Annotated in this window: 12 protein-coding genes; 5 read left to right on the forward strand and 7 right to left on the reverse strand. The window is 66.1% G+C overall.

Annotated features, from left to right (window positions below):
- Positions 1-12: 12 nt before the first annotated feature.
- Entirely contained in the window at positions 13-1,158 is a 1,146-nt protein-coding gene (locus DGI_RS06340; RefSeq protein WP_021759987.1) for an aminotransferase class I/II-fold pyridoxal phosphate-dependent enzyme, read from the reverse strand.
- Here DGI_RS06340 and DGI_RS06345 point away from each other — a divergent pair.
- From DGI_RS06345 to mltG, 5 genes are all read left to right on the forward strand, one after another.
- Positions 1,157-1,717 carry a hypothetical protein gene (locus tag DGI_RS06345; RefSeq protein ID WP_021759988.1) on the forward strand — a complete coding sequence of 187 codons (561 nt, stop codon included), beginning with the start codon at positions 1,157-1,159 and terminating at the stop codon, positions 1,715-1,717. The genes DGI_RS06340 and DGI_RS06345 overlap by 2 nt on opposite strands.
- 204 nt (positions 1,718-1,921) lie before the next feature.
- On the forward strand, positions 1,922-5,521 hold the full coding sequence (locus tag DGI_RS06350) for an FAD-binding and (Fe-S)-binding domain-containing protein (RefSeq protein ID WP_021759989.1): 3,600 nt from the start codon (positions 1,922-1,924) through the stop codon (positions 5,519-5,521).
- A gap of 30 nt (positions 5,522-5,551) precedes the next feature.
- On the forward strand, positions 5,552-6,706 hold the full coding sequence (locus DGI_RS06355; RefSeq protein WP_021759990.1) for a pyridoxal-phosphate-dependent aminotransferase family protein: 1,155 nt from the start codon (positions 5,552-5,554) through the stop codon (positions 6,704-6,706).
- Between the two features lie 25 nt (positions 6,707-6,731).
- Positions 6,732-7,196: a Holliday junction resolvase RuvX gene (ruvX, locus tag DGI_RS06360; protein WP_021759991.1), complete on the forward strand. Its 465-nt coding sequence runs from the start codon at positions 6,732-6,734 to the stop codon at positions 7,194-7,196.
- 2 nt (positions 7,197-7,198) lie between these two features.
- Positions 7,199-8,218, forward strand: coding sequence for an endolytic transglycosylase MltG (mltG, locus tag DGI_RS06365; protein WP_021759992.1), 1,020 nt, complete (start codon positions 7,199-7,201; stop codon positions 8,216-8,218).
- 133 nt (positions 8,219-8,351) lie between these two features.
- Here the strand turns inward: mltG and DGI_RS06370 are convergent, their stop codons facing one another.
- The 6 genes from DGI_RS06370 to pheS all read right to left on the reverse strand — a co-directional run bounded on the left by DGI_RS06370 (position 8,352) and on the right by pheS (position 16,461).
- Entirely contained in the window at positions 8,352-9,527 is a 1,176-nt protein-coding gene (locus DGI_RS06370; RefSeq protein WP_021759993.1) for a phosphoglycerate kinase, read from the reverse strand.
- A 56-nt stretch (positions 9,528-9,583) separates the two neighbouring features.
- A complete protein-coding gene (gene tkt / locus DGI_RS06375; RefSeq protein ID WP_021759994.1) occupies positions 9,584-11,584 on the reverse strand; it encodes a transketolase in 2,001 nt (666 codons plus the stop codon).
- 270 nt (positions 11,585-11,854) lie between these two features.
- A complete protein-coding gene (gene rpe, locus DGI_RS06380) occupies positions 11,855-12,535 on the reverse strand; it encodes a ribulose-phosphate 3-epimerase (RefSeq protein ID WP_021759996.1) in 681 nt (226 codons plus the stop codon).
- Complete coding sequence (locus DGI_RS06385) at positions 12,532-12,894, reverse strand: MerR family transcriptional regulator (RefSeq protein ID WP_021759997.1); 363 nt, start codon at positions 12,892-12,894, stop codon at positions 12,532-12,534. The genes rpe and DGI_RS06385 overlap by 4 nt, the downstream gene beginning before the upstream one ends.
- Before the next feature lie 33 nt (positions 12,895-12,927).
- Positions 12,928-15,348, reverse strand: coding sequence for a phenylalanine--tRNA ligase subunit beta (gene pheT, locus DGI_RS06390; RefSeq protein WP_021759998.1), 2,421 nt, complete (start codon positions 15,346-15,348; stop codon positions 12,928-12,930).
- A gap of 30 nt (positions 15,349-15,378) precedes the next feature.
- Positions 15,379-16,461, reverse strand: a complete 1,083-nt coding sequence (gene pheS, locus DGI_RS06395; protein WP_021759999.1) for a phenylalanine--tRNA ligase subunit alpha — start codon at positions 16,459-16,461, stop codon at positions 15,379-15,381.

The following is a 16,461-nucleotide window of genomic DNA, read 5'->3' on the forward strand; positions in this document are numbered from 1 at the left end:
GTGCGGGACGGCCTACCGCGGCTGCAGGACTGAGGCCAGGGCCTCGGCCACGCGGGCATTCTCCCCGGTGGTGCGCACCTGCAGCCGCAGATGGCCGGCCGGCATGCCCGGGATGGAGTCGCACTCCCGGACCAGGATGTGCCGGGCGGCCATGGCCTCGGTCACGGCCGGGGCGCAGTGCTCCGGCGTCAGGCGCAGCAACAGAAAATTTGTCGCCGTGGGCAGCACCCCGGTCACGCCGGGAATCTGCCGCAGCCGGGCGGCATGCGCCGCAGCCAGCCGACGCAGGGCCGGCAGCCGGGCGCGGTAGTCCTCCCTGCGCTGCAGAAAGACCGTCCCGGCGTCCTGGGCCGGCTGGGTCACGCTCCAGGGGGGCTGCAGGGCGGCCAGCCGGGCAATGGTTTTCGGCGCAGCCATGACGCAACCAATTCGAATACCAGGACAAAAGAAAAACTTGGTCAGACTGGTCAGGAGCACGACCCGGGCGGCATGCCGGGATACAGCCGCGAGGAGCGCTGCCGGGGCATGGTCGGCAGCTGCCGCGCTGCCGTGCAGGAAGTCCCTGTAGGCCAGATCCACAATCACCTGTTTCGACGCCGCCAGTTCGGCCACGAGATCGGGCAGATCCTCCATGGCCTGGCCCGTGGGATTGCCGGGCGAGCAGAGGATGACCGCCTCGGCCGGCGAGGCGAGCAGGGCGGCACGATCTCGGGCCGTGAGGGTGAAGCCGGTTTCGGGCGAAAGGGCGTGCAGGGTCCAGGGGATGCCCAGCACGTCGCACAGGCGGGGGTATTCGCAAAAAATCGGTCCCAGAATGCATACCGAGCGCGGCCTGAGGGCCAGCAGCGTCAGCAGGATGCCTTCGGCCGACCCGTGCACGGGCAGCAGGTGCTCTTCGGGAAGGGCCTCGGCCTCGGCATAGGCTGCGCGCAAGGCGGCGCAGGTGGGATCGGGATAGAACCGATGCTCGGGCCGGATGCCGGCCAGCACCTCGGCCGTGAGGTCCGCGGCCAGGGAATTGGCGTTGTTGCTGGCGTCCAGCAGGGCATCCGGAGAGATTCCCAGGGCCCGGGCGGTCTGGAACACGCGGCCGCCATGCGTGGCGTGGCCGGCATCGGGCTGGCGTGCCGGGCCGGAATGTGCTAGAGACTGATCCATGAATCACCCTTTCCGCCTCGTCTCATGGCTGTGTCTGCTGCTTTTGCCAGTGCTGGCAGGCTGTTCGGACACGGCGACGCTGCCGGGCGGCGTGTGTAATCCCGTGAGTCACCGCAAGGCCGTGGTCCGGTTTGCCGTGGTGATGGACGATACCCGGCTGCCCCTGGGCTCGCCGGTGGCATTGCAGGGCCGCGCCATCGGCGCGGTGGCGGAGATTGTGCCGGCCGGCAATGGCACCCGCAGCGACGTGACGGTGTGCCTGCGTCAGGATGCGCTTCCCGGCCTGGCCGCGGTCACGGTGTTTTATGTGGACGCCACGGCGCCCCTGCCCGTACTGGCCTGCGCGCCGGTGGAAGGCGCCGGGCCGGGCGCTCCCGGCGGGCAGGACCTTGTGTTTGCCGGGTTCGCCAGCCAGGAGGACTACCTTGCCTGGCGGGCCGGCCGGGCCTTGCAGCAGGGCCTGGGCCAGTTGCTGCAGGGGTTTGAGCAGATTATCCAGGGGTTGCCCATGCCATCGCCCGGCCCAGTGCCGGACGGTCCCAAACCACCCGCGAAGTAAGGCAGATCCAGACGAAACGCAACCGGGCCCCTGCTGTGCGTCTGTCGTGACCCTGGCCGGGCTGTCTGCCCGTGCCGGAAAATGCCCCTGGCGGGGGGCTTGCCAATTCGCCCTCGCCCCATTAATAGATATATCTTTTTTCCTTCCTTCCTTGCCGGTCTGGCGGTGCTGCCGCCGCGGCGTCTTCGCATTGCGAGGCCCTCCATGATGCAAAAAGGCCCCCACATCTCCCTGCCGCCCGAACACATTGTCTCCCGTGTGCTGGGGCTCACCCCCGGCGAGTTCGCCGCCTGGCCCGAGGCCGTGCGCGATCTGGCCCTGGCCCTGGCGCAGGAGATGTTTCTTGTCCGTTACAATCCGTTCATCGACCCGCGGCAGGTGGTGGAGAGCGTCAAGGCCAAGTTCCGCCGCGAAAAGCCCTCCCTCTCCCGGGAGTACGGCGCGGTTATTTCCAAGGCCATCAAGCGGTTCTGGAAGGAATTCGAGGACGACCAGCGCTTCAAGAAAGAGTTGTCCCGCCGCCTGCTGACCATGCTGGACGCCGACAGCGTGGATGCCCGACCCTCCACCCTGGTGGAGAGCAGCACCGATTCCACGGACTTGCGCATGAATTTGCCGCTGCTGGTGGTCACGCCCAAGAGCACGGAGCAGATCCAGGCCATCGTCAAGCTGGCCAATGAGATGGATTTTGTCATCGTGCCCCGGGGAGGCGGCTCGGGCCTCACCGGCGGGGCCATCCCGGCGCATCAGCGGTCTGTCATTCTTTCCCTGGCCAAGTGCAAGGAAATCATTGAGATTGACGCCGAGCAGCGCACCCTGTGCACGCAGGCCGGTGTCATCACCCTGCAGGCCATCCAGGCTGCGGCCAAGAAGGGCCTGCTCTTCACCGTGGATCCGGCCTCCAAGGCGGCCTCGTCCATCGGCGGCAACATTTCCGAGAACTCCGGCGGCCCGTTCGCCTTTGAGTACGGCACCACCCTGGACAACATCCTTTCGTATAGGATGGTGACGCCAGTGGGTGAGGTCATTGAGGTGCGCCGCGTGGAACATCCCCGGCACAAGATCATGTCCGACGAAACCGCGGTGTTCGAGGTGCGCACCGAGGACGGCCGGCTGAAGGAAACCATCTCCCTGCCCGGCGACCAGATCCGCGGTGCGAACCTGGGCAAGGACGTCACCAACAAGTACCTTGGCGGCCTGCCCGGTGTGCAGAAGGAAGGGGTGGATGGCGTCATCACCGATGCCTGCTTCATCTGCTACCCCATGCTTGCGCATGCCCGGGTCATCGTGCTGGAATTCTTCGGCCGCAGCATGCACCACGCCATGGAGGTGGTTACGGAGCTGGTGGCCCTGCGCGGCCGCATCCGCGACGAAGGCGATCTGGTGAAGATGAGCGCCCTGGAAGAGTTCGGCATCAAATATGTCCAGGCCATCGAGTACGTGAAGAAGTCCACCCGCTACGAGGGGGATCCCATCTCTGTGCTCATCCTGGAGCTCAACAGCGACCACCCCGAGGCCCTGGATAAGGCCGTGGCTGAGATTGCCGGCGTGGTGGACCGTCGGGACAACATGGATGTGTTTATCGCCCGGGACGAAAAGGAAGCCGAGCACTTCTGGGAGGACCGGCACAAGCTCTCGGCCATCTCCAAACGCACCTCCGGGTTCAAGATCAACGAAGACGTGGTCATCCCCATTGAGATGATCCCGACCTTTGCCGATTTTCTGGAAGGATTGAACCTCATCTACTTGGCCAAGGCCTACCGCAAGGCCTTGGGCGAAGTGGGCCGTCTGGAAGCCGTGCCCATGGATGACGAGTTCATCGCCATGGAGCGCGGCTTTTGTCAGCGCATCCTGAAAAAGGAAACCACCGCTGTCGAGCTCAACGATCAGGAGCTGGAGGTGCAGATTTCCTTCTTCTTCCGCGATCTTGCCTCCCGCTATCCGGAGGCTGCCGAAAAAATTGCCGAGATCCATCAGAACATGCTCAAGACCCGCGTGGTGGTGGCCAACCACATGCACGCCGGCGACGGCAACTGCCATGTGAACATCCCCGTGAACTCCAATGATCCGGAGATGCTGCACCAGGCCGAGGAAGCCGCCGCCACGGTGATGGCCCAGGTGCTGGAGTTCAAAGGCCAGGTCTCCGGCGAGCACGGCATCGGCATCACCAAAATCGGCTTCATTTCCGACGAGAAGATCGCCGCCCTCAAGAAATACAAGAAGGAAGTGGACCCCAACAACATCCTGAACACCGGCAAGCTCACCCAGCGCGCCCTGCCGGTGACGCCCTACACCTTCTCCTTCAACCGCCTCATTCAGGACATCCGCCAGAGCGGCCTGCCCGAGAAGGAACGGCTCATCCGGCTGCTGCAAAGCATCCAGGTCTGCACCCGCTGCGGCAAGTGCAAGCAGGTGTGCGCCATGTTCCAGCCGCAACGCTCGCTGATCTACCATCCGCGCAACAAATTCATCACCCTGGGCGCGCTGGTGGAAGCCATCTACTACACGCAGGTGAACAAGGGCGAGCCGGACCGCGCCCTGCTGGACGAGCTGCGCCGGCTCATGGAGCACTGCACGGCCTGCGGCAAGTGCACCGCCACCTGCCCGGTGAAGATCGACACGCCCAACGTGGTGCTGTCCTTGCGGGCGTTCCTGGACGACAAGCACGCCGGCGGGCATCCCATAAAGCATGCCGTGCTGGGCTGGCTCTCCAGCGCTCCGGCCCGGCGCGTGCCCAAGGCGGCCCGGCTGGCGGCCATTGGCGGCGCGGCCCAGAGCCAGCTGGTGCGGCTGGTGCCGCCCTCCTGGCGTCGCAAGATCGACAACCCCCTCTTCTCCGGCCCCACGCCGCAGATGGGAATAGGCAACCTGCTGCAGGCCCTGCACATGGACCGCGGCCCGTTCTTCATCCCCGCCGGCGCAGCCCTCCCCAAGACGCCCCTGGAAAAGCCCGAAGAAGGCCTGCCCACGGTGCTGTACTTCCCCGGCTGCGGCGCCTCCCTGTTCTATCGGAGCATCGGCCTGGCCGGTGTCCTGCTGTTGTTGGAAGCCGGCTACGCCGTGGTCCTGCCGCGGGAGCACCTCTGCTGCGGGTATCCGCTGCTGGTGAGCGGCTGCGAAGAGGCCTTTGCCACCAATCAGGCCCGCAATATCTACGCCATCAAGAAGTTGCTGGAAGAAGCCGCCACCGAGGGCCTGCACGTGACGCACCTGCTGACCTCCTGCGGTTCCTGCCGCGACGGGCTTTCCCGCTATCAGCTGGATGCCATGCTGCCCCGCAAGCTGGCGCATCAGGACGTGACGCAATTCCTGCTGGAACGCATCCCGCCGGACAGGTTGCCCAAGACCGGCGGCCGGCAGCTCCTGTATCATGGCGCCTGCCATGCCGAGTGGACGGGCATCAAGGGCCCCAAGGCCACGGAGGCCTACCGCCAGGGGCTGGCCCGGCTCACGGGGGCGCAGGTGGCTGTTTCTCCCGGATGTTGTGGCGAATCCGGCCTGGGCGCGATGACCTCCCCGGACATCTACAACCGTATCCGGGCAAAAAAGCAGGAGCAGCTTGGCAAGGATCTGACCGGCTATCCCGCGGCCAATCCCATCATCGTCGGGTGTCCTTCGTGCAAGGTGGGCATCTCCCGCTCGCTGCTGGGCATGCACGACGTGCACCCGGTGCTGCATTCCCTGGAATACCTGGCCGAGCAGCTCCATGGCCCGCGCTGGAGCAAGCTGTTCCGCAAAACCGTGGCCAAGGCCATGCCCCGGGCCGGCGGTGTGCGCCGGGTGGCAGCCGCGGCGGAAAAGTAATCTACGCACCCTCAGCGTCTGGAGCGCGTCATGGAGTTTAACGATCTTGCCCTGTTCATCACCGGCCCCACGTACATCCGTCCCGAGGTGCGCCTGGCGGCGGCCCTGCCCGAATTCGGCCATCGCGACACCGAAGCCGCCACGCGCTTCGATCCGATCTTCCACGGCCTGCGCGCCCTGGCTGGCCTGGGCGATGATCCTGCCGCCGACGGCTACCACCTGGCCCTGGTGCCCGGTTCCGGCTCCAACGCCCTGGAGACGCTGATCCGATCCCTGGTGGCCGATGACGAGACCGTGCTGAACATCTCCGTGGGTGCGTTTGGGGATTTGTTCCACAATATCGCTGTGTTCAATGGCAAAAAGCACGTGCAGCACAAGGTGACGCCCGGCCAGGCCATGGATCTGGAGGTGGTGGAAGCCCTCCTCCAGACCGAGCGTCCGGCCGTGGTCACCATGACCCACAACGAGACTTCCACCGGCGTGTTTCATGAAAACATCGCCGCGTTCTGCGCCCTGGTGCGTCGGTACGGGGCGCTGCCCCTGGTGGATGGCGTGTCCATCTTCGGCGGCGTGGCGGTGGATCTGCCGGCCATGGGCTGCGCCGGTTACGCCACGGCCACGCAGAAAAGCCTAGCCCTGCCCGCGGGGGTGGGCATCTGCTTCGTCTCCCAGGAGGCGGTGGAAAAGTCCAGGCAGGTCAAGAACAAAGGCTATGTGACGGACATCGTGCGCCACCTGGAGCGCGCCGCCAAGCACCAGACGCTGTCCACCCCCAGCACCAGCCTGGCCAACCAGATGGCCGTGCAATTGGACTACATTCTGCGCGTGGAAGGCATGCAGGCCCGCTTTGCCCGGCACCTGCGCCTGCGGGATCAGGCCCACGCCTTTGCGGCCGGCCTGGCCGGCTTCGAATTGTTCGCGCCGGAGGGCTGCCGCTCTCCCTCGGCCACGGCCGTGCAGTGCCCGTCCAGCATGACTGCGGCGGATCTGAAGGCCCTCAAGGAAGCCATGCGAGCCAGGGGCTTTTTGTTCGACACGGGCTACATGAAGATGAACACGGCCCTGGAAGCCGCCGGCGCGCCGCCGGTGTTCCGCATCGGGCACATGGGCGACATCACCGAGGCCATGCTGTCGGCGTTCCTGGAGGCGCTGGCCGAGGTGCTGGCGCCGTTCGTCCGGCGCTGAGGCTGTTGCACGGAGGCGCGGCCGCATGAAGCATCTGGGCATCGATTACGGCACCGAGCGGGTAGGGCTGGCCATTTCCGACCCTGACGCTCGGCTGGTGTTTCCGTTCAAAACGCTATACAATCGCTCACAGCAACGCGTCGCGGACGAGATTGCAGCGCTGGTGGTGGAGCATGGCGTGGAGCAGGTGGTGGTTGGCCTGCCCCTGCATCCGCCCGATGCCGACGGCCAGGAGCCCCTGAGCCTGCGCCAGGCCCGCAACTTCGTCAAACGCCTGACCCGCCGCCTTGCCGTGCCCGTGACCACGGTGGACGAAACCCTGACCTCGTGCGCCGCACGCGACGATCTGGCCGATCTGCCTCACCTCAACGGCAAGGACCGCCGCCTCGTGCTGGACCGGCACGCCGCAGCCCACCTGCTGCAGCGGCATCTGGACATGAACGCCCCCCCCAGGGGGCCTGCACCGCCGGCAACCGCCGACACAGACTGACCATGCGCAGAATCCTCCTCTCCCTTGCGGGCATTTTTCTGATCGTCATCCTCGGGTTGACGGCTGCCATCTACCTCAAAGCGCAGCACTTCCTGCGCGCCTCGCCGGAAACGCCGGGGAGGGACGTGGTCTTCACCGTGGAACAAGGCCAGACCTTCGACCAAGTGGCCCGCGCCCTGGAAGCCGAAGGCGTCATTACCAGCGCCAGATACTTCATATTCCTAGGCAAATGGGAAAAACGGCTGGGCTCCGTCCAGGCCGGGGACTTCCAGCTCTCCACCGGCTGGCCCCCAGCCCAGGTGCTGGAGACCCTGGCCACGGGCAAGCCCATCCTGTACCGCCTCTCCATCCGCGAGGGGCTGACCTGGTGGGAAACCGCCCAGGTGATCGAGGATCAGGGCTTTGCCAATGCCAGCGAAATCAAAACCCTGGTGCACGACCCCGAGCTGCTGAAAAAGTATCGCATTCCCTTTGAGAACGCCGAGGGCTTCCTTTTTCCGGAAACCTACCTTCTCAAGCGGCCCGGTCGCCAGGATGCAAGATTCATTGTGGAATTGCTGCTCAAGACATTCTGGGACAAGACGGCCCGAATCTGGGCCGAGCACGGCGAGCCAGACGCCGCGGCGCTGGCGCGGCTGGTGACCCTGGCCTCCCTGGTGGAACGGGAAACCGGCGTGCCCGCGGAACGGGCGCGCGTGGCCGGGGTGTACACCAAGCGCCTGGCCCGGAACATGCTGCTGCAGTGCGATCCCACCATCATCTATGGCCTGGGCACCGCCTTTGACGGCAACATCCGCCGCAGCCACATCAATGACGCCGCCAACCTGTACAATACCTACCAGCGGGCCGGCCTGCCGCCGGGCCCCATCTGCTCGCCGGGGCTGGACGCCCTCAAGGCCGCCTCAGACCCCGAAGAGCACGACTACCTGTACTTCGTGGCCACGGGCGACGGCGGGCACGTCTTCTCCAAAACCTTGGACGAGCACAACCGCGCCGTGCGGCAGTATCAGCTCAGGCGATAGGGCCGGTTAGAGCAAGTTATCTTTGAAAAGAGTTCTCGGGGGAAAACCTTTCTGAAAAAAGGTTCTTCCCCCGAANGGGAGAACCTTTTGCAAAAGGCTTCCCCTCTCGCAGAGACCTCGTTCGAGTGAATCTTTACCCTTTGGCGCGTTCCTCAAGCATGGCCACGGCAGGCAGGGTCTTGCCTTCCAGGAATTCCAGGAAGGACCCGCCGCCGGTGGAGATGTAGCCCATGGCCTCGGCCAGGCCGAACTTTTCCACCATGGCCACGGAATCGCCGCCGCCCACCAGGGAGAAGGCGTTGGAGTCGGCGATGGAATAGGCCAGCACCTTGGAGCCGCCGGCAAACTGCTCGTATTCAAAGACACCCACAGGCCCGTTCCAAACGATGGTGGCTGCTTCCTGACAGGCGGCGGCGTAGGCCTTGGCGGTCTGCGGTCCCACGTCCAGCACCATGTCGTCGGCGGCGATGTCGCTCACGTCCTTGAGGAACGGCCGGGCTGAGGCGGAAAGCTCGCTGGCCACCACCACATCCGTGGGGACGTGGATGGTCTTGCCCGCGGCCTTGGCTTCGGCCAGGAGCAGCTTGGCGTCCTCCACCAGATCGGCTTCAAAGAGGGACGTGCCCACGGGATGCCCCTGGGCCACGATGAAGGTGTTGGCAATGCCGCCGCCGACGATGAGCCCATCCACCTTCTGCAGCAGGTTCTTGAGCAACAGCAGCTTGGTGGAGACCTTGGCCCCGCCCACGATGGCCAGCAGGGGACGCTGGGGCGCGCCCAGGGCCTTGGTCAGGGCGGTCAGTTCCGCGGCCAGCAGCAGCCCGGCGCAGGCCACGGGGGCGAACTGGCCCACGGCATGGGTGGAGGCCTCGGCGCGGTGGGCCGTGCCGAAGGCGTCCATGACGAAGATGTCGCACAGGGCAGCGTACTTCTTGCCCAGTTCGGGATCGTTCTTCTTCTCGCCCTTGTTCATGCGCACGTTTTCCAGCAGCACCAGCTCGCCGGGCGCGGCCTCAACGCCTTCCAGCTCGCGCACCAGACGCACCTTGCCGCCCAGTTTCGCGTTGAGCCAGTCGGCCACGGGCTTCATGGAGTTCTTTTCGTCGAACTCGCCTTCCGTGGGCCGGCCCAGATGGCTCATGGCGATGACCCGGGCGCCCTTGTCCAGGGCGAGCTGGATGGTGGGCAGGGACGCCGTGAGGCGGGTGGCGTCGGTGATGACGCCATCCTTCAGGGGGACGTTGAAATCCTCGCGGATGAGAACCCGCTTGCCGGCAAGGTCCAGATCGGCCATGTGCAGCACGTGCATGATCGCATCTCCTGGAATGGATAGGGAATCTTGATGGAGGGCCACCTGGGGCGAGCCTACAGCATTTCCCGGGCAAGCGCCACAATCCGCTCCACGGTGATGCCGAATTCCGGGAACAGCTTGTCGGCCGGGGCGGAAAGGCCGTAGCGGTCCATGCCGATGACGGCGCCATCGCTGCCGACATACTTGTGCCACAGGCCGGTGGCGCCTGCTTCCACGGCCAGACGCCTGGTCACGGCCGGAGGCAGGACGGCGTCCTTGTAGCTCCGGGGCTGGGCATCGAAGAGTTCCAGGCAGGGCATGGAGACCACGCGCACGCGCACGCCCTCGTCTGCCAACTGACGCGCTGCACGCACGGCCAGCATCACTTCGCTGCCCGTGGCCATGAGCAGCACCTGGGGGTCCCCGCCGTCAGCGGCGTCCAGCAGCACGTAGCCGCCCTTGTCCAGGTTGGCCAGGGCCGCGCCCTCACGCACCAGGGGGGCGAGGTTCTGGCGGGTGAGGCACAGGGCGGAGGGGGCGGATTCCTGGGCGAGCGCCCAGGTCCAGGCGGCGGCGGTTTCCGCGGCGTCTGCCGGCCGCCACACGGCCAGGTTGGGGATGAGCCTGAGGGAGCTGACATGCTCCACGGGCTGGTGGGTGGGGCCGTCCTCGCCCACGCCGATGGAGTCGTGCGTCAGCACGTAGATCACGCGCAGGCCCATGAGGGCGCTCATGCGCATGGCGTTGCGCATGTAGTCGGAAAACACCAGGAACGTACCGCCAAAGGGCAGGACGCCGCCGTGCAGGGCCAGACCGTTCATGATGGCGGCCATGGCGAATTCGCGCACGCCGTAATTCACGCTGGTGCCGGTGGGTGCATCCGGGCGGAAGTGCACCGCGCCTTTCCAGTGGGTGCAGTTGGATTCGGCCAGGTCGGCGGAGCCGCCCACCAGCTCGGGCAGGTGCGGGGCCAGGGCATCCAGGCACATCTGGGAGCTTTTGCGGGAGGCCACGGGTTTTTCCAGCAGATTCATTTCCCGCACCAGACTGGCGGCCAGCTCCTGGAAATCGGCCGGCAGCCCGCCGTGCATGCGACGGGAAAGCGCCGCGGCGAGTTCGGGATGGGCCGTGGTGTAGGCTTCGAACAGCTCGTTCCAGGCATCCTCATGCCCGCGGCCGTCGGGGCGGGCATCCATGGCGGCGTAGATTTCCTCGGGCACGCAGAAGGGCGGGTGCGGCCAGCCCAGTTCGGCCCGGGTGCGGGCGATTTCGTCGTCACCCAGGGGCGCGCCGTGGCACTTTTCGCTGCCGCACAGGGTGGGGGAGCCGTAGCCGATGATGGTCTTGCAGCAGATGAGGGAAGGCTTGTCGGTGACGGCCTTGGCTGCGGCGATGGCGGCATCCACGGCGTCCGGATCATGGCCGTCCACATCGGCGATGACGTGCCAGCCGTAGGCGGCAAACCGGGCCGGGGTGTTGTCGCTGAACCAGGGAGTTACGGCGCCGTCGATGGAGATGCCGTTGTCGTCGTACAGGGCGATGAGCTTGCCCAGCTTGAGGGAGCCGGCCAGGGAACAGGCCTCGTGAGAGAGGCCTTCCATCATGCAGCCGTCGCCCATAACCACGTAGGTGAAGTGGTCAATAAGCTTAAATTCCGGGGTGTTGAACTGGGCGGCGAGCATGGTTTCCGCCAGGGCCATGCCCACGGCATTGGCGATGCCCTGGCCCAGGGGGCCGGTGGTGGTTTCCACGCCGGGGGTGTGTCTGTATTCGGGATGCCCGGCGGTGCGGGAGCCGAGCTGACGGAATTGTTTGATATCCTCAATGGACAGGTCATAGCCTGTCAGGTGCAGCATGCTGTACAGCAGCATGCTGGCGTGGCCGTTGGAGAGTACGAAGCGGTCGCGATTCCACCAGCCGGGATTGAGAGGATTGTGGCGCAGGTGTCTGGTCCAGAGGGCGACGGTGAAGTCGGCCATGCCCATGGGCGCGCCGGGATGGCCGGAGCGTGCCTGCTGCACGGCGTCGATGCTCAGGAAGCGCACGGCATTGGCCATCTCGCGCATGGTGGACATGATCGATTCTCCTTGCTGCTGTGAGGGTGGGGAGTTCTGTTCCTATCCCGATTGGAAGCGGTTGCCAATGCTCAGCGCCAGGGGGAATCCAGATGAACCATCCATTCCCCTGGCATCGCCGCTCTCAGGATGTATCAACAACCCCACTTCCAAAGACGTTTTGTTCTCATGGCAACATACTATCAAGTCTTGGAAGGGGAGGGACGAAGGGGAGAACCTTTTTCAACAGGCGGCCCCTCTCGCACAGATTATTTTCCAGAGTCATGTGCGCTAGACGCCCATGGCCCGCACAAAGGTCTGGTGGCGTTCGTAATACGGCGGGAATCCGAAGAACGCCGAGCCGGACACCAGCACATCCGCCCCGGCGGCGATGAGCGCGCCGGCGTTGTCCGGCGTCACGCCGCCATCCACCTGCACCCGGGGCCAGCAGCCCTGCCGGCGGCACATGACCCGCAGTTCATAGAGCTTGCGGTAGGTGAAATCCAGGAACTGCTGCCCGCCGAAGCCGGGGTTCACGCTCATCAGCAGCACCATGTCGCACTGGGGCAGCACGTATTCCAGCACCTGCAGGGGCGTGTGCGGGTTGAGGGACACGGCGGCCTGCTTGCCTGTGGCCTTGATCTGGGCCAGGACGCGTTCCAGGTGCGTGCAGGCCTCGGCATGCACGCCGATGAGGTCTGCCCCGGCGGCGGCGAAGTCCTCCACATACCGCTCAGGCTCCACGATCATCAGGTGGACGTCGAAAAACAGGGACGAGCCTTTGCGGCAGGCCTTGATGAGGGGCGGTCCCAGGGTGATGTTGGGCACAAAGCGGCCGTCCATGACGTCCCAGTGGACCCAGGAGAGGCCGGCGGCTTCGAGCGCCTCCAGCTCCTCGCGCAGGCGACCGAAATCGCAGGATAACAGGGACGGAGACAACAGGGGCGGATGCAGGGGGGATGCAGGGGTCATTCGTCCTCCAGCAGACGGCGGATGGCACGCAGTTCGGCGGTGATTTCCAACAGCAGATCGCGGTGCGGATCCGTCTGGTGGAGGCCGGGAGGCGACGTCAGCTCGGTACTGCCCGGCTGGGCCGGGAACTGCGCCTCCAGGGCCTGGCGCGCGCCCTGGATGGTGCGTTTCTCGTCATACAACAACCGCTTGATCTCCTTGAGCAACACCAGATGCGCCGGGGTGTACAGCCGTTGGCCGCCCTCGGTGCGCACGGGGGTAAGCCGGGGGAACTCGGTTTCCCAGTACCGGAGCACCGAGGAGTTCACGTCCAGCAGGCGGGCCACTTCGCCGATCTTGTACAGCTGCTCGTCGGTCACCGGCCATGCTCCATGGCGACCTTCATGACGGCGTCAGGAACGGGTCGCCTCCTGTTGCAAGACTGCGCCCAGGCGTTCCATTTCCTTGTCCACATCCTTGTCCTTCAGGGTCTTGGCGGGATGTCGGAACGTGAATCGCAGGGTCCAGTTGCGGGGCCCGTCGTTGCCGGCGGGCAGGTAGCGGTCCACCAGGACCACGTCTTCCAGGATGGACGATCCCGCGCCCCGGGCTGCGTCCAGCAGTTGCTGCACGGCCAGGCCGGCCGGCGCGGCAATGGTGATGTCCCGCTTGGACGCCGGAAACACCGGCAGGGCCTGGAAGGCCGGCAGCACGCCGGCCGCCAGCCGGGCCAGCACATCCAGCTCCAGTTCAGCCAGCCAGACATCCTGCCGGGCGTGATATTCCTTGGCGATCTCTGGCTGCACCCGACCCAGCGCGCCCACGTACTCGCCCTGCACCGTCACGGCCACCGCCGGGGACAGATAGGGGTGATCGTCCTGCCGGGCAAAGCCGGCAGCCGGCAGGCCCAGCGTCTCCAGCAGATGTTCCGTCAGTCCTTTGAGGTCCTGATAGTCGGCCACGTCGCGGGAGTAGGGCCAGCAGTCGGGGTCCCGGGGGCCGTACAGCAGCAGGCCCAGGCGGGATTCCTCGCGCACCGTGGTTTCGGATGCCGGGTCCTTGAAGAAGGCCTTGGCCACTTCGAACAGACGTACCCGCTCCACGCCCTGGGACAGGTTGACCTTGAGGGAGTAGAGCAGCCCCGGGGCCAGGGCCGTGCGCAGGGCGTCCTGTTCTTCGGACAGGGGATTGAGGACGCTGACGCGGTGTTCCACGGGCAGGTGGAAGCGGTCCAGATCCTTGTGGCCGAAGAAGCTGAAGTTGATGGCCTCCAGCAGGCCGCAGCCCTGGGCCCAGTGCTTGGTACGCATGGTCCAGGCAAAGGGGGTGCGGTCCTGGCGAGGGGCATCGAGCTGGCGGGAGACGGCAGGCACCACGCCGGGGATGCGGTCCAGCCCGTGCACGCGGCCCACTTCCTCCACAATGTCCGCCTCGCGCTCCAGATCCACGCGGTGGCTGGGGGCGGTGACGGTCCATCCGGGCTGGGACTGCGCGTCGTGCTCGTCCACCTGACAGCCGAGGTGCTGCAGGGTGGTGCGGCAGAAGTCGTCCGTCACGTCCACGCCCAGGAGCATGCGGGCCCGGGCCGGGCGGAAGCGGATGCGGCGATTGATCCACGGCGCAGGCTCGGCCACGGCCACGCCGGGATGCAGCACCCCGCCGCCCAGCTCGGTCATGAGGGCCGCGGCGCGGTCCAGGGCAAAGCGGGACCCGGGCTGATCCACCCCGCGTTCAAAGCGGTAGCCGGCCTCGCTGGAAAGGCTCAGGCGGCGGCCGGTGCGACGGATGGTGCCCGGCCGGAAGACGGCGGACTCCAGGAAAATGTTCGTGGTGCCGTCGTGCACTTCGGAGTTGGCCCCGCCCATGACGCCAGCCAGGCCCACGGGCTTGTCGCCGTCCCAGATGCAGAGGTCGTCGCCGGTGAGGGTGCGGGTCTGGCCGTCCAGGGTGACGAACTGCATGCCGGCCTCGGCCCGGGCCACGCGGATTTTACCGCCGGCCAGGAGGTCCATGTCGAAGGCGTGCAGGGGCTGGCCCACTTCCATCATCACGTAGTTGGTCACGTCCACCAGATTGCTGATGGGCCGCAGACCCAGGGCGATGAGGCGATAGCGCAGCCATGCCGGAGACTTGCCGATGTGCACCCCGCTGATGACGCGGCCCTGATACACGGGGCAGAGCGCCGGTTCGGGAATTTCCACGGCAAAGAGGGCCGGGGCGGCGGGGCGGGCGGGGTCCTCTGCCAGGGAGAAACCCGGCAGGGTGACCGGCAGGCCCAACGCAAGCGCAGCCTCGCGGGCCACGCCCAGGTGGGAGAGGCAGTCTGCCCGGTTGGGGGTGATGCCGATCTCGAAGACTTCCGTATCCAGCCGCAGTGCCGTGGCCAGGGGCGTGCCAGGGGCGCAGGCAGCGGCGTCGCCGTCCAGCACCAGGATGCCATCCTTGCCTTCGCCCAGGCCCAGCTCGGTTTCGGAGCAGATCATGCCCTGGGACGGCACCCCGCGCAGGGAGGCGGGCTTGATGGCCATGCCGTTGGGCAGCACCGCGCCGGGCAGGGCCACGGGCACTACCTGGCCGGCGGCCACGTTGGGCGCGCCGCAGACGATGGTCAGCGTGGCGGCCTGGCCTACGTCCACGGTGCAGACCGAGAGCTTCTCGGCCTGGGGATGGGGCTCCCGTGTGAGGACACGACCGACGACGACGTGTTCCAACGCGGCGAACGGGTTGAACAAATCTTCAACTTCGAGGCCTTGCATGGTCAGGCGGTCCCCCAGCTGGGCGGGGGTGATCTCGAAGGAAACGAATTCCCGGAGCCAGGAGCAGCTCACGCGCATGGGGCGGTCTCCCTGGTATGCGCGGCAGGCCTAGGCGAATTGCCGCAGGAACCGCGCGTCGTTTTCGAAAAACATGCGCAGGTCGCCCACGCCGTATTTGAGCATGGCGATGCGCTCCACGCCCATGCCGAAGGCAAAGCCGCTCCACGCCTCGGAATCGTAGCCCACGGCCCGGAAGACCTCGGGGTCGATCATGCCGCAGCCAAGAATCTCCAGCCAGCCTGTGGTCTTGCACACGCGGCAGGGCTCGTTGCCCTTGTGGCCTTTGCCGCCGCACATGTTGCAGGAGATGTCCACCTCGGCGCTGGGCTCGGTGAAGGGGAAGAAGCTGGGCCGGAAGCGGACCTTGGTGCCGGCGCCGAAAAGGGCCTGCAGGAAGGCGGTGAGGCTGCCGCGCAGGTGGGCCATGCTCACATGCTTGTCCACCAAAAAGCCTTCGATCTGGTGGAACATGGGCGTGTGGGTGATGTCCGAGTCGCGGCGGTAGACCTTGCCCGGCGCCACGGCGGCCACAGGAGGCTTGCGGGCCAGCATGGTGCGGATCTGCAAGGGCGAGGTGTGCGTGCGCAGGACGATGTTCTCCTGGATGAAGAGCGTATCCTGCATGTCGCGGGCCGGGTGATCCCCGGGCATGTTCAGGGCTTCGAAGTTGTACCAATCCGTCTCCACCTCGGGGCCGGAGACGATTTCGAAGCCAAGATGCTGGAACACCTGGCAGACTTCTTCCATCACCAGGGTGATGGGATGCAGCCCGCCCAGGGTGGGGGCGCGGCCGGGCACGGTGGGGTCGAAGTGCTTGAGCAGGGCGTCGGCCTTGGCTTTTTCCAGGGCGGCCAGGGCGTCGTCGAAGCGTACGGAAATGGCTTCCTTGACGCGGTTGGCGGCCTGGCCCAGGGCGGGGCGGTCGGCGGGGTCGGCCGTGCCCAGTTTGGCCATGAGCCCTGCGAGCCGGCCCTTGCGGCCGAGAAACTCCACGCGCACGGCTTCCAGGGCGTCCGCCAGGGCGGCGGATGAAGACGAGGAAGGGCCATCCGCCTGCATGACGGCGGAAAGCCCCTCCTCGAACGCCGGAATCAGGGAGTCGAACTCCTGCAAGAGATCGTCGATGCTCAT

Source organism: Megalodesulfovibrio gigas DSM 1382 = ATCC 19364 (genome assembly GCF_000468495.1).
GTDB classification, from domain to species: domain Bacteria; phylum Desulfobacterota; class Desulfovibrionia; order Desulfovibrionales; family Desulfovibrionaceae; genus Megalodesulfovibrio; species Megalodesulfovibrio gigas.

Excerpts from the sequence above, each read along its gene's own strand:
- DGI_RS06345 (WP_021759988.1), top strand. The coding sequence starts at position 1,157 with ATGAATCACCCTTTCCGCCTCGTCTCATGGCTGTGTCTGCTGCTTTTG.
- DGI_RS06340 (WP_021759987.1), bottom strand. The coding sequence starts at position 1,158 with ATGGATCAGTCTCTAGCACATTCCGGCCCGGCACGCCAGCCCGATGCC.
- DGI_RS06350 (WP_021759989.1), top strand. The coding sequence starts at position 1,922 with ATGATGCAAAAAGGCCCCCACATCTCCCTGCCGCCCGAACACATTGTC.
- DGI_RS06355 (WP_021759990.1), top strand. The coding sequence starts at position 5,552 with ATGGAGTTTAACGATCTTGCCCTGTTCATCACCGGCCCCACGTACATC.
- ruvX (WP_021759991.1), top strand. The coding sequence starts at position 6,732 with ATGAAGCATCTGGGCATCGATTACGGCACCGAGCGGGTAGGGCTGGCC.
- mltG (WP_021759992.1), top strand. The coding sequence starts at position 7,199 with ATGCGCAGAATCCTCCTCTCCCTTGCGGGCATTTTTCTGATCGTCATC.
- DGI_RS06370 (WP_021759993.1), bottom strand. The coding sequence starts at position 9,527 with ATGCACGTGCTGCACATGGCCGATCTGGACCTTGCCGGCAAGCGGGTT.
- tkt (WP_021759994.1), bottom strand. The coding sequence starts at position 11,584 with ATGTCCACCATGCGCGAGATGGCCAATGCCGTGCGCTTCCTGAGCATC.
- rpe (WP_021759996.1), bottom strand. The coding sequence starts at position 12,535 with ATGACCCCTGCATCCCCCCTGCATCCGCCCCTGTTGTCTCCGTCCCTG.
- pheT (WP_021759998.1), bottom strand. The coding sequence starts at position 15,348 with ATGCGCGTGAGCTGCTCCTGGCTCCGGGAATTCGTTTCCTTCGAGATC.
- pheS (WP_021759999.1), bottom strand. The coding sequence starts at position 16,461 with ATGAGCATCGACGATCTCTTGCAGGAGTTCGACTCCCTGATTCCGGCG.